Source organism: Enterococcus diestrammenae (assembly GCF_049384045.1).
GTDB lineage: Bacteria > Bacillota > Bacilli > Lactobacillales > Enterococcaceae > Enterococcus_C > Enterococcus_C diestrammenae.
This window is the reverse complement of record NZ_JBMRGR010000011.1, coordinates 107,386-121,377: the sequence shown is the minus strand read 5'-3', so window position 1 is coordinate 121,377 and position 13,992 is coordinate 107,386. Positions and strand designations below refer to the sequence as shown.

Here is a 13,992-nt window from a genome sequence, read left to right as displayed (position 1 = left end):
AGAAACACGTGCAAAGCCAAGATGGCTTCACACGTGTTTCTGTATCTAATTATTCTAGGGACTTTTTCAGCAGCCTCTAGTGATGCAGAGGTCTTTTTAAATGATGAAATGCAGCAGCTGCCATTGCGAAGATTACGCTTGGAGATGGCAGCCAGCCAACTCTATCCACAAGATTACGATCTTTCCACGTTGTTTACTGATTTCCATGAACGAAAATTTCAACGGGATATCCAAAGGGGCTCAAAAAAAGCGCAGAAGCTCTTGCGGAAACAAGCGCAAGCCCGTAGACAAAAAGCAGAAAATAAAGACTGAGATCGAAACAAGCTAAAAGGGTAAAAGATGGCGAACTAGAGGAAATCCTCATGTTCCCCATCTTTTTTTCGTAGATAGTATTGTGTTCGTTTTTAAAAACATCGAAATATCGCTATTAAAAGGGGGGTGATGATTAGGATTGGCGAATCAAAACAATCATTTAGCCGCTCTAGAAAATCGTTCGACGAAAGCAAGACCGGCAAATGCCAAATATCAAGCAATTTGTCATTGCAAGTTTATCTTAACGGTTTCTGCTTAGATGTAATTGCGTGCGTATTGATTTTATAGCCATCTCAATCTTGAAAGCTACTGTCACATTAATCCTGCTACATAAAAATTTCACCTTTTTCACGATAGGCTTGCTATCTTTTAAGACAGATTAAGGTGAAAAGAGTCAAGTAATTATCGCTAAAACCGGGTAGACTTGCGAGAGGCGCATCTCTCGAGTTGTAGTGTTAAGGATGTCTGAGGGCCAAAGGAACATTCGCATACAGTTCACCTAAGCAGAAATCACTAAGGTGAGCTAGCAAATTATTGGTTGTTATCCGCCTGGTTTTTGACAGATTTACAACCAGTTTGACTTCAGTAAGACCAATGCCAAATATGAATTTTGTTTGGCTTTAGCCGGTCCCACCATAACTTGAGGGATGCTCCAGAAGCGAGTCTGTCCGATTTTTGTTATTGAATTATGAGAATAAAATGAGTTTTATCAGTCAGGCATTTTTCGCTATCTCGTGAAAGAAGGAGCGGACAAAGACGGGACTATCCCTTTTTATTTGTGAAAAAAGGATCCCGAAAACAGCAAAATAAAAAAACATAAAAACGCTATCAAAAAATTTAAATTTGTAAGCCAAAATAATTTTTAGGTGCTATAATAATAAATGTGATAAGAAAAAAATGGATATTGAGGTGTGCCAAATGTATACATTTACCGTAAATGGACAACCGGTGACTGCACAAGAAGATAAAAAATTGATGCATTTTCTCCGGGATGATCTAGGATTGACGGGTACCAAAGATGGCTGCGATCAAGGGGCTTGCGGCGCTTGTACCGTGCTAATTAATGGAAAGGCTTCCAAATCTTGTTTGTTTACTTTAGCAAAAGTTGACGGCAAAGAAATTACGACGGTAGAAGGCATTACGCAACGACAAAAGGACGTCTTTGCTTATGCTTTTGCCAAAACTGGAGCCGTTCAATGCGGCTATTGTGTCCCGGGATTTGTCGTTTCGGCACTGGGATTTTTGGGTAAAAAACCAGATCCAACTGAGGAAGAAATTCGAAAAGGGGTTCGAAGCAATATTTGCCGTTGCACAGGTTATGTGAAAATCATCGAAGGCATTCAATTAGCTGCTAAGATGTTGCGAGAAGAGACACCGATTCCTGATGAAACTTCTGATGGTAAATTGGGGCATGATATGAAGCGGGTGGATGCTGTTGAAAAAACCTTGGGCACTGGGATCTATGTGGATGATATCACTGTCCCTGGTATGCTGTACGCGAGTGCAGTTCGGAGCGCCTATCCTCGGGCTCGGGTGGTAAAAATCAATAAAGCGGCGGCCTTGGCTGATCCTGAGTGTGTCGCAGTCTTTACCGCAGCTGATGTACCTGGAAACAATAAAATTGGCCATTTGGAATTTATTTCGGACTGGGATGTCATGATTCCAGAAGGGGACATCACCCGTTATGTAGGGGATGCCATTTGCTTAGTAGTGGCAAAATCAAAAGCCAGTCTGGCAAGAATCAAAGCCTTAGTCGACATTGAGTATGAGGAATTGACGCCGATACTCAGTTGTGAAGCAGGCTTGGCTGATGGGGCACCAAAACTTCATGAACGGGGGAACCTCTTGAGTCATGAACACTTAATTCGTGGCAATGTCGCAGAAAAATTGGCGGCTTCCGCCCATGTTGTAACTGAGCATTACTCGGTGCCTATCAACGAACACGCTTTCATGGAACCGGAATGTGCGATTGCCCAGCCTGAAGACGACGGCATCTTACTTTATAGTGCTGGTCAAAGTATTTATGATGAACAGCGAGAAGTCGCTCGAATGTTAGGCTTAGAAAAAGAGCAGGTTCATGTTCAAGGACAACTAGTTGGTGGCGGTTTTGGTGGGAAAGAAGATATGAGTGTCCAACACCACGCATCATTGGCGGCTTATCTGTTACAACAGCCGGTGAAGGTCTTGTTTAGTCGGGAAGAGTCCCTGATGGTCCATCCAAAACGTCATGGGATGGAAATGGACTTTACGACAGGTTGTGATGAAGAAGGTAATCTGACGGCGATGAAAGCCGTGATTTACGCTGATACTGGGGCTTATGCTTCCTTGGGTGGACCAGTCTTACAACGAGCCTGTACTCATGCGGCGGGACCGTATAAATACCAAGATATCGACATTGAAGGCTTTGCTGTTTATACCAATAATCCCCCTTGTGGCGCTTTCCGAGGGTTCGGTGTCTGTCAGACGGCATTTGCCATCGAAAATAACCTTAATTTATTAGCGCAAAAAGTCGGCATTTCTCAATGGGAAATTCGTTGGCGTAATGCGGTGGGCTATGGGGACACTTTACCAAATGGTCAGTTGGTCTCTAAAAATGCCGCTTTAAAAGAAGCGTTGTTAAACGTCAAAGAAGATTATGAAAAAGCTACCACGGCGGGCATTTCCTGTTTCTTTAAAAATAGTGGGATCGGGGTTGGGCTACCTGATGTCGGTCGCTGTATCGTCTCTGTCGAAGGCGGCAAAATTCACTTGCGTACCAGTGCTGCCTGTATCGGTCAAGGTATGGCTACCGTTATCACCCAAATTGCCTGTGAAACTTTGGATATTGCGCCAGAACTGATTGTCGCCGAGGCTCCGGATACCGCTCGTACACCAAACTCTGGTACCACGACGGCATCCCGGCAGTCCTTGTTCACCGGGGAAGCTTGTCGCCGGGCCTGCAGTCAACTACGTGTGGATTTGGATATGGGGTATGGCATGGCAGATTTGGAAGGTCGCGAGTATTACGGTGAGTACTCAGCAAAAACCGATCCTTTGGTGAATGATAAAAAGAACCCCGTTAGTCACGCTGGTTATGGCTATGCAGCTGAAGTTGTGACTTTGGATGACAAAGGGAAATTGGATAAAGTTATAGCCGCTTACGATGTCGGGCAAGTCGTCAACCCGCGGGCCTGTGAAGGTCAAATTGAAGGGGGAATCGTCATGGGCATGGGGTATGCATTGACGGAAAACTTTGCTCTTGAAGATGGCTATGTCAAAGCGCGCTATGCCAACCTTGGACTGCTTGATGCCACCAAAGTTCCCGAAATAGCTATTCGCTTTGTACAAGCAGAAGGGATCCATGAGGGATTGGCATATGGCGTCAAAGGGGTTGGAGAACTAGCAACGATTCCAACTGCACCGGCGATTGCTGCCGCTTATCTAGCATATGATGGTCACTTACGGCCGACGTTGCCAATCAGCGATACTCCATATCAAAAACGGCGGAAATAAATTTCTCAGAAAAACCCCCAATAAAACGTGGGTTAAGCTAAAAAAAGTGCAGCAATCTAAGGAGGTGATCCCTACGAAAAAAGCGGATGTTACGGCGGTTATTATGGCTAGCGGCCATTCATCACGGATGCAACAGAATAAATTGTTCTTACCTTTTCAGGAGGCAACTTTTTTGGAACGCACCATCCAACTCGTGCAGTCGGTTGGCTTTGGTAAAGTAGTTTTAGTAATCAAACCTGAAGATTTAGTCCATCTAAAAATCCCCAAACAGGTTGTCGTGATCGAAAACAATGCATCTGACCGCGGGCAAAGTGCCAGTGTTCGTTTAGGCACAGCTCAAGTGGAAGGGCAAGGGGTGATTTTTTTGACAGCGGATCAGCCGTTGTTGACCAGAGATATTTTGATGACGTTAATAAAAAAAGGGGAAGTGGACAAGATTGTCTTTCCCACCAGAGAAGCGCAGCCTGCGACACCTATTTTCTTCGGCAGTCATTATTTTGATGAATTGTTACGAGTGACCGGTGATCGTGGTGGGCGTCAAGTGCGCGACCGCTTTCCCAATAATTGGTTGACGTTTCCCGTAGCTAGCCGCCTATTGATGGATGTCGATACACCAGAAGATTATCAAAATTTGCTCGAAGAATCGTCTGTAACTTAATAGCGCACTATCATTTGTCGCCGCACTGTCGTTACTGTCTAGAGGCCGAATCAGCTGATTCGGTCTCTTGTTTGTTTAGGAGAGGGATTCCCAAAAATGAGGGGTGTTTGTCCGTAAAAAAGCTAGTTTATCTAAGGGGTTCAAAAAAATATTTATTTAACCTAAAAAATATTGAGATAGCGTTCTCAAAGTGGTATAGTAAGGGTGTTCAAAAGGTTGGTTATTTGTAAAAAAACAAATAGCGAACGCTTACAAAATGAGAAGTGAAGGGAAGGAAGCAACATGACATTAGCAAAAATTGTTTACGCAAGTATGACTGGAAACACGGAAGGCATCGCTGAAATCTTGGAAGAGAATTTTACTGAGCAAGGGATCGATGTCCAACGCTTCGAAGCAGATGATGCCGATAGTGATATTTTTGAAGATGCTGATATTTGTGTAGTAGCAACTTATACTTACAATGATGGGGAAATTCCCTTTGACTTTGAAGATTTCTATGATGAGCTGCCAGATCAAGACTTAGCTGGAAAAGTCTTTGGTGTAGTCGGATCCGGCGATAGTGAATTGTACCCAGATTATTTTTGTAAAGCAGCAGATGACTTTGCGGAAGCCTTTCAACAAGCTGGTGCCCAAAACGGTGCCGAAACTGTGAAAATCGAAAATGAAGCCGATGATGAAGATGCCCAAGTGTTGGCAACTTTTGTTAAAGGGTTAATTGCTGCCGGGGCTTAATTTGCGAAAAGATTGGAAACTAGCAAGGCTGCAAACCAGAAATAGCGACGTTTTTTAAACAGCGATAACTATCAAAAAAATCGGATCGTTTGGAAGCTCCGCGGCTGGCGACTAATTTTCAGGCTAGTCAATCTGTTATCTTACAAATGGATAGATAAAGCACGAATTTTGCTAACATTAGTAGAAGAGAATTAATCTAAATCTTATGAAATTATTAACTGCTGGTTCGATTTCCCAATTATAAGTGGAGAAATTTTTCGCTAAGATAAGTCAGGGAAAATAGGTTGGCAAATGCCAGTCAGAAAAGTTCGAAGCGATGGCTATGGGGCTTTTCCAGTGCGGATGGTGGACAACGCCTTGTTCAAACGAGCTTCAGACTGTAAGTAAAGCGCTTATGAGAGAAGTTTGAGGTGGTTAATTTGCTGGATTTCGACTTGACGATAGTGGAAGATTTAGCTAAATTAGAGTATTGTGTCACTGTTTTTTTGGAGTCTTTTGAAAGCTCAGGGAATACTGAGTGACAGTATCTCGAATTTTCCTTGATGACAGCAACAGCGACCAAAGAATATTTCAAAAAATGGGAATCTAGGATAAAACTGAGACTAATCTTGTGAATAGCATAGAAGCGTTAGAGAGAAAACTGTGCTGAAATTTCATGCTGGTTAGTTTTAAGGAGCAAAGGTTGTTCCGTTCCTAGATGACAATGAAAATATGATAGATTCTCAGAGGCAAGCGCATCTGAGAAAACAATTGGATAGAAAGAAGTTAAAACCATGAAGAAAATGAAAACGATGGATGGGAATACTGCGGCAGCATATATTTCATATGCTTTTACCGAAGTTGCTGCAATTTATCCCATCACCCCAAGTTCAACGATGGCAGAAGTCGTAGATGAGTGGGCGGAAAAAGGGCAAAAGAATATCTTTGATGAAAAAGTTAAAGTCGTTGTCATGCAATCTGAAGCTGGGGCGGCTGGGGCAGTTCATGGATCCTTGAAAACTGGGGCCTTAACTACTACCTACACAGCTTCACAAGGGTTGTTGTTGATGATTCCGAATATGTATAAAATCGCTGGCGAATTGCTTCCAAGCGTCTTTCATGTGGCAGCCAGAGCCGTGGCTACCAATGCGTTGAGTATCTTTGGTGACCACAGCGATGTGATGGCAGCGCGTCAAACTGGTTTTTGTATGTTAGCTGAGACAGGGGTTCAAGAAGTGATGGACTTATCAGCCGTGGCGCATTTGGCGGCTATTGAAGGTAGTCTACCGTTTGTGAACTTTTTCGATGGTTTTCGCACCTCTCATGAATTACAAAAAATTGAAGTTTTAGATTATGCCGATTTAAAAGGGATGGTAGACCAAGAAGCCTTGGCGGAATTTCGGAATCGGAGTATGAATCCCAACAATCCTCATATTTCGGGAACGGCGCAAAATCCAGATATTTATTTCCAATCGCGAGAAACTGTCAACCAGTATTATGACCGGATGCCAGGCATTGTGAAAAAATACATGGATAAAATCAATGCTTTACGGGGAACAGACTATGATTTAACCACCTACTATGGCGCACCAGATGCGACTGAAGTGATTATTTCCATGGGTTCTGCAACACCAACGATTCGCCAAACAGTCGCTTACTTGAATCAACAAGGGCGCAAAGTTGGTCATTTGAATATCCATTTGTATCGTCCGTTTCCAACAGCGGATATCTTGGCAAAATTACCGGATACGGTAGAACGCATCGCGGTTTTAGATCGCACTAAAGAGCCTGGTGCTGATGGCGAACCTTTATTATTGGATGTCCAAAGTGCCTTGTATCGCCACCCAAATCGGCCAATAATCATTGGCGGTCGTTATGGGATTGCTTCAAAAGACGTAACACCGGATCAAATTGTCGGCGTCTTCGATCATCTAAAACTGCCAGAAGCTGACATGAAACCTCGCTTTACCATCGGCATTAACGATGATGTGACTTTCTTGAGTTTGCCAAAAACTGCGATCTTAGATTTGACGGCACCGGGAACATTCCAAGCCAAGTTCTGGGGCTTTGGTTCTGACGGGACAGTCGGGGCCAATAAACAAGCCATCAAGATTATTGGGGACAACACAGACATGTATGCCCAAGCTTACTTTGCTTATGACTCCAAAAAATCAGGGGGCTTAACCGTCTCTCACTTACGTTTTGGAGAGAAACCGATTGATTCGACTTACTTGGTGGAAAACGCCAATTTTATCGGCTGTCATAATTCGGCTTATCTCCACAAATATGATTTGTTAAAAGGGTTACGAGATGGGGGGACCTTCCTATTAAACACCGTCTGGGATGAAGAACAGGTCAAAAAGCATTTACCAACCAATCTCAAACGGTATTTGGCACAACACCATAATCAGTTTTATATCATCGACGGTATGCACATTGCCATGAATAATGGTTTAGGGCGCAGAATCAATACCGTCATGTCGGCTGCCTTTTTCGAAGTAACGGATATCATGGATCGGGAGACCTTCTTGCCGTTATTGAAAGCAGAAATCGAAAAGAGCTACCTGAAAAAATCAAAAGAAATCGTGGATCGCAACTGGGCCGCCATCGATCAAACCTTTGAACATTTGCATAAAGTCGAAGTACCTGCTGAGTGGGCCGATTTGGCACCCATTCCAGAAGCTGTTTCAGAGGATCGACCAGACTTTGTTCGCAATATCGTGGACCCTATTGCTCGTCAAGAAGGGGATGATTTGTCGGTTGGCGATTTGATTGATAATGGGATGCTGGGTGGTCGGATGCCACTAGGGACAGCTGCCTATGAAAAACGTGGCATCGCCCTTCAAGTACCGGAATGGCTTCCCGAGGCTTGTACGATGTGTAATGAATGTTCCTTTGTCTGCCCACATGCAGCTATTCGACCATTTTTGGCAGATGAAGCTGAAATGGAACAAGCACCAGAAGGCTTTATCGTGCGGGACTTTAAAGGCAAAGACGGTTTGAAATACCGTATCCAAGTGTCCTTAGAAGACTGTACCGGTTGTGGATTGTGTGTGGAAGCTTGTCCAGCCAGCGCCTTGGTGATGAAAGACTATGAAACACAACAAGCTGAGGCTGTAGATTGGGCTTTTGCCATGACCTTGCGTCAAAAAGAAAATCCTATGAAGAAGACTTCTGTTCGTGGCTCGCAATTTGAAAAACCATTGTTGGAATTCTCTGGGGCTTGTGCCGGCTGTGGCGAGACGCCTTATATCAAATTGTTGACCCAACTGTATGGCGACCGTATGATGATTGCCAATACTACGGGCTGTTCTTCCATTTGGGGAGCATCGGCGCCAATTTCCCCTTATACCACCAATGAACTGGGGCAAGGGCCAGCTTGGTCTAACTCCCTGTTTGAAGACAATGCGGAATATGGGTTTGGTATGTATATGGCTAATACGGTGCGTCGTCAACGGGTAGCCAATCGTGTGGAAGCAGCTTTAGCTAGTGCTAATCCCATCGATTCAGATACCCGAAGTCTTTTAGAAGACTGGTTACTTCATTTTGCTGAAGGGGAAGGTACGCAACAACGGGCCGCTAAGTTAACCGCTGCTTTGAGTAAAGAAACAGATCCAGAACTGTTAGCAATTTTGGCGGATCGTGATCTTTTTGCTAAACCAAGTCAATGGATTTTAGGTGGCGATGGTTGGGCTTATGATATTGGTTTTGGTGGGATTGACCATGTCTTGGCTAGTGGGGAAGATATCAATATCTTTGTCATGGATAATGAAGTCTACGCCAATACCGGTGGACAAATGAGTAAAGCAACACCGACCTCTGCGATTGCTAAGTTTGCCGCTGGGGGGAAAGCAACTTCCAAGAAAGATTTAGGCATGATGGCCGCTACTTATGGCAATGTTTACGTAGCCCAAATTTCCATGGAGGCTAATCCAGCTCAAGCTATGAAGGCGATTATTGAAGCCGAAGCCTATCCAGGGCCTTCATTGATTATCGGTTATACTCCATGTATTACCCATGGTCTTAAAGGTGGGATGGGGAACTCCATTCACGAGGCAGTAGAAGCAGTGGAATCTGGTTATTGGCAATTGTATCGCTACGACCCACGCTTGGCAGCCAAGGGGAAAGATCCTTTCCGTCTGGACTATAAAAAAGCTGAATTTGATAAGATTCCCGCTTTGTTGAACAAGCAAACTCGCTTCTCAGCTTTGAATACGGTGAAAAAAGACCCAACTAAGGTTTCTGAAATGTACGAAGCGACTGTCGAAGCGATGGAACACCGGTCAGAAACCTATACTGAATTAGCCGGTATGAAGAAAGATAAGTAATTTTTGATAGCAAGACGACTGATGAATAAGCAGTAGATCCCGTCGCAACCCATGGTCTTTGAACGCTCCTAGTCAGGGCTGCGACGATCTAATAGGAATTGATTGTTTGCACCATTTCACTGTCAAGAAAGTCAATTCCAGCAATTCTCCTTTTTTGGAACAGTCCACTCATCATTTTAGTAAAGATAAGTGGACCAACGCCAAGCCGAACTCGTGAATCTAGGAAACTCACGAGTTCGGCTTTTTGTGTAGAACACGTTATGCTGGTAGGAAAAAATCACCATGATTTTACCGTAAAGGCTCATCAACAACCTAGCTGACCAAATAAAATCCCGCAACCTTGACAGGTGGCGGGATTTTTGGGGCAAAGCTTATTTGTTGAACAAGTCTTTGATCTTATTAACGATGCCATCTGGTTCAGAAGCAGCGGCTTTTGCGTCATCAAAAACATCTTTGGCTTTATCGGCAAATTCATCAGGATTGAAATTGGTAATCATATTTTTGGCTTTATCTGCGTATTCTCCTAAATCATCTTTGTGTTCTTCCACAAATTTTTGGGCGGCTTCGATATTTCCTTCACCAATTAAATCTTTTACTTTTTGAATCAATTCTTCTTTGTTCATGGAAACTCCTCCTTTTGATTGTCGGTGTTAAACTAGGAACCTATCCTTAAAAAAAACGACTTTTTTTCATACCTCTTTAAGTTTAGCACGGCAGCCCATTTTCGAAAAACAAAACGCATGAAACTGGATGATAGCAGCAGGCGAAAGGTGGAATCGGGCAGAAGCGAAGGTGAGGACAGCAGGAGGGGCCTTTTTTGTGTTGGGACACTTAGCTTTTGAAGTCTGACAATTTTTCCTAGCTTAGACTCATAAAAAAAGCGGACTTGCTTTCCGAGAGTCTCTTGGATTGTGGTGGTGCTACATGCCTACGGAAGATCTGTGGTTACTTTGCTAGTTTAACTTAGTGTTTTCTGCTTAGATATATCTGGATGTGTCATACTTCTTTGGCCACAAAAAAACTGACCAGTAACTGATCAGTTTCCAAAAGCTTGATTAAACAAACCGTTTGATGGTAGAAAATCGTAATCGAGTTTTTCCAAACGACGATCAATATGCAGGCAGATTGGATCGTTCCGTAGTTGGCGATGGGAGAGTAATAGGATACAGCGCTCTTTGTCTGGGCGTTTTTCCAATCGATAAATATTTGCGAGGCGTTCCACATATTCGTAATGGCTATAATGGGTCGATTCACAAAGATACAAGAGCAGGTCTTCTGCCTTCTCAAAGTCATCCATTGCGTAATAATTCAAAGCTTCACGATAAAGCTTGATAAAAAAGTTGTCATTTTGTTGGATGGCTTTGCGGCGCATCCATTCTTTAACGGTTATTTTTTCGACGGTATTGCCTTGGGAGTCACGGATAAAAATGACAGGCAATTCCTGTTTATTTCTTGCGGCCACGGCCACACCGGCTTTCTGATTTGATTAGACTCAGTATAGAGGTTCGTCGGCAAAAATTCAATCAGAAATGCAATTTTTAATAAAAATGTCAAGCAATAACTTTTGTTTTGGTTGTTGTTATGGAATAGGTATCTTGAAGTACTTAAGAGACTCGCTGCTGCCGGTAGCGAATCATGGTTGATATCCCGACAATGACTGCGATGACACCAAAGATACGAAACATTAACAATACACTTTTAAAAGGATTTAAAAGTAAAACGGCTCCTGCGATAATCATCAAAATAGCGAAGATAAACCAACCAGTACCGGCCAGTCCTTGTCGATTTAGTTGGATTTCTTGAAGCAGTTGCCGCACGCCGCCGATTACCACAAATAAGCCGAGTAAAAAGGGGATAAAAGCGACAATCGGTTTGGCTAAGACGATGACTGCCAAGGCGACTAATAACAATAAAATTCCTGGGGCGTATGAACCAGCAAGATGGTCTTTTTCCCGCAGCGCAGTGTATAGATTTAAAAGTCCCATCAAGGCAAAATAGGCAGCAATAATGTAGACAATCCCATTAAAAACCATGCCCGGACGCCAAATGATAACAAGACCTAAAATCGTCGCCAAGACGCCCCGCAACAAATCATATTGGTTCATTTTCTTCATAAATTCTTCCATAAAGATTCCTCCTCAAAAATTTCAGTAAAATACCAAGATAAGGTTTTGTTGGCTCTCAGTAGATTCTTGCGATGCTTTTCTTTATTGTAGCTGATTTGGTAATAATTAGAAAAGGATAGCGTCAAAATTCTTCTTTGAAATGCACTTTTTGAAGGAGAGGGAAGAATATTTGTCAAAAATACCGGGATAAAGTATCTTTGAAGGAGACCCAATCGAAGGAGGAGGTGCATCATGGGCGGCTTTACCTTATTGCTAATCGGTTTGTTGCTAGTGCTGTACCTGTATTTGTTTTTAGTGCGCAAAGATTTAGTCTTTACTTCCAAGCGGCGTACTAGTTTAGTGACAGCGATTCCCTTTTTGGCAGTCGGTGGCTTGTTATTAACGATTCATGAAGCCAAATTACCAGAAGACTATTTGCGAGGAATTATTGCAGCCTTGTTCATTTTGAGTTTTCTTTTTGACTCCAAAGGTTTGGGGCAAGACCGGATTGTCAACAATTCAATGGATCTGCGAGGAGTCCCTTACAATGAGGTTGAGCGAGTCGTTTTATTGGCAACACCTCAGCAAACCAAAATGAATTTTTTTCGCCACGGAATGCGAGGGCCTTTATTGATTTTCGATGCACCAGTAGAAGAAATTGCCCTCTTTTTATCGGAACATCTGCCAAAAGGAACCGCCATCGAAATTTTGTTGATGGATTCTGATGAGGGAAAAAAATAGCAGCTTCAATAAGAAAACACGCCTGCGCAAAGCCATTTGGCAATTGTGCGGGCGTGTTTTGAATGACGCTTTAATGATATTATATTGAAGTCAAACGGTTATTAGCTACAACCAATTGATTTAGCGAATGACCCGGAAACGTTCGTCATCTGCTAAGAAATCTTTCTCACCAGCTTCGCCTTCTTTGGAACCGAAGACCAATTGGGAGCGTAATTGCCAGTTGGTAGGGATATCCCATTCTTGAGCAACTGCTTCGTCAATAACTGGATTGTAGTGTTGCAAGTTGGCTCCTAAGCCAGCTTCTTCTAAGGCAACCCAAGTATTGGCAGTAGCGATCCCATTTGATTGTTCTGACCAATCAGGGAAATTGTCAGCATACAAGGCAAACTGTTCTTGCAAGTTTTTCACGGTATCTGTATTTTTGAAGAATAAAACCGTTCCTAAGCCGGCTTTAAAACCAGCCAATTTAGCTTGCGTATTTGGAAATGCTTCTGCAGGGGTTAAAGGTTTCAAGGCAGCTTCAGTCATTTCCCAAAGTTTTTCATGGGCTGCACCAAAGAGAATCACGACACGAGGAGATTGAGCATTGAAAGCAGTAGGGCTATATTTGACGGCTTCAGTAATTAAGTCTTCAATTTGGCTTTCAGTCAGGTCTACGTTGCGGCCTAAGGTGTAAATGGAACGACGGTTTTTAAGGGCTTCTTTAAATGTTGTCATGGTAAAACTCCTTTTTGGTTGTTTTCTTAAGTACAAGAGAGAGTATAGCAACTAACGAAAAGTAAGTAAATTAATTTGCTTCGGCTGCTAACTTGATCATTCATAAAAGGGACCTTAAGACTTTCTAGTGATAAAGGGTCTTTGATTTTCTGACAGGCCTAGGCTATGGTAAACTTAAAACAGATTCAACGAAAAAAGGACGTGAGCTTTTGAAAAAAGAGTGGCTGAAAACAGTCTTATATCTGGCGGGACTCTTTGTCGTTTTGTGGCTGTTGCGGCAATTCGTGTTTACCCCAGTAATTGTAAAAGGTGATTCAATGGATCCCACATTAGCAGATGGGGAACGGGTGATAGCTCTTTTAAATCGAGATATTAAACGCTTTGACATCGTCACTTTTCCAGCACCGGATGAAACGGATAAAAACTATATCAAACGGGTCATCGGCTTGCCGGGTGAAGAGGTGGAATATCGAGAAGGGGCTCTTTACATCGATGGTAAATTGACTGCAGAGCCTTATTTAGAGGATTTCGAACAACAAATTTCCGATGGGTTACCATTGACGTTAGGTCCAAATCAGGAAACTTCTTTTTCATTTGGCAAGATTCCTGATGGTGAAGTGCTAGTGTTGGGGGATAACCGTCGTATCTCAAAAGACTCTCGTTCCATCGGTTTTATTAAAGAAGCTGATATTGTCGGGGATGTCAAATTTATCTTTTGGCCGTTGCAAGAGTTCGGGCTGATCAAAGAGTAAAAGCAAAAAGAGCTCGGAACAACCGTCTTCATTTAGTCCTCCAAAGTAAATATTAAGCTACGTGAAACACAAACAACATAAGCCTATCTTCCATTAAGAGAGATTGGAAGATAGGCTTATGTTGTTTGGAGACTGGGATTTTAGCCCTTACTAGTTTACAAATGAGTAATCTATCA

General features: G+C 42.9%; 10 protein-coding genes and 1 pseudogene. 7 read left to right on the top strand and 4 right to left on the bottom strand.

Annotation, left to right across the window (positions count from 1 at the left end; all coding sequences use genetic code 11):
* From ACO03U_RS09215 to nifJ, 5 genes and pseudogenes are all read left to right on the top strand, one after another.
* Nucleotides 1-312 (top strand): annotated as a pseudogene (locus ACO03U_RS09215) (hypothetical protein); the annotation flags it as partial.
* A 918-nt stretch (nt 313-1,230) separates the two neighbouring features.
* Complete coding sequence (xdh, locus tag ACO03U_RS09210; protein WP_204687022.1) at nt 1,231-3,804, top strand: selenium-dependent xanthine dehydrogenase; 2,574 nt, start codon at nt 1,231-1,233, stop codon at nt 3,802-3,804.
* On the top strand, nt 3,740-4,462 hold the full coding sequence (locus ACO03U_RS09205; RefSeq protein WP_423104629.1) for a nucleotidyltransferase family protein: 723 nt from the start codon (nt 3,740-3,742) through the stop codon (nt 4,460-4,462). Before xdh ends, ACO03U_RS09205 begins: the two co-directional genes overlap by 65 nt.
* A gap of 282 nt (nt 4,463-4,744) precedes the next feature.
* Nucleotides 4,745-5,194: a flavodoxin gene (locus tag ACO03U_RS09200; RefSeq protein ID WP_204687020.1), complete on the top strand. Its 450-nt coding sequence runs from the start codon at nt 4,745-4,747 to the stop codon at nt 5,192-5,194.
* A gap of 773 nt (nt 5,195-5,967) precedes the next feature.
* Complete coding sequence (gene nifJ / locus ACO03U_RS09195; RefSeq protein WP_204687019.1) at nt 5,968-9,501, top strand: pyruvate:ferredoxin (flavodoxin) oxidoreductase; 3,534 nt, start codon at nt 5,968-5,970, stop codon at nt 9,499-9,501.
* A 371-nt stretch (nt 9,502-9,872) separates the two neighbouring features.
* Here the strand turns inward: nifJ and ACO03U_RS09190 are convergent, their stop codons facing one another.
* The 3 genes from ACO03U_RS09190 to ACO03U_RS09180 all read right to left on the bottom strand — a co-directional run bounded on the left by ACO03U_RS09190 (nt 9,873) and on the right by ACO03U_RS09180 (nt 11,627).
* Nucleotides 9,873-10,124, bottom strand: a complete 252-nt coding sequence (locus ACO03U_RS09190) for a hypothetical protein (RefSeq protein ID WP_202625811.1) — start codon at nt 10,122-10,124, stop codon at nt 9,873-9,875.
* A 413-nt stretch (nt 10,125-10,537) separates the two neighbouring features.
* Entirely contained in the window at nt 10,538-10,963 is a 426-nt protein-coding gene (locus tag ACO03U_RS09185; RefSeq protein WP_161868708.1) for a hypothetical protein, read from the bottom strand.
* Nucleotides 10,964-11,105: 142 nt separating this feature from the next.
* Complete coding sequence (locus ACO03U_RS09180) at nt 11,106-11,627, bottom strand: HdeD family acid-resistance protein (protein ID WP_204687018.1); 522 nt, start codon at nt 11,625-11,627, stop codon at nt 11,106-11,108.
* Between the two features lie 231 nt (nt 11,628-11,858).
* Here ACO03U_RS09180 and ACO03U_RS09175 point away from each other — a divergent pair, with 231 nt between their 5' ends.
* Nucleotides 11,859-12,347, top strand: coding sequence for a hypothetical protein (locus tag ACO03U_RS09175; protein ID WP_161868706.1), 489 nt, complete (start codon nt 11,859-11,861; stop codon nt 12,345-12,347).
* A 120-nt stretch (nt 12,348-12,467) separates the two neighbouring features.
* Here ACO03U_RS09175 and ACO03U_RS09170 read toward each other — a convergent pair whose 3' ends face one another.
* Complete coding sequence (locus tag ACO03U_RS09170; protein WP_161868705.1) at nt 12,468-13,064, bottom strand: nitroreductase family protein; 597 nt, start codon at nt 13,062-13,064, stop codon at nt 12,468-12,470.
* 209 nt (nt 13,065-13,273) lie between these two features.
* Between ACO03U_RS09170 and lepB the strand changes: the two genes are divergently transcribed.
* Complete coding sequence (gene lepB, locus ACO03U_RS09165; protein ID WP_161868704.1) at nt 13,274-13,816, top strand: signal peptidase I; 543 nt, start codon at nt 13,274-13,276, stop codon at nt 13,814-13,816.
* The last annotated feature ends 176 nt before the right edge of the window (nt 13,817-13,992 follow it).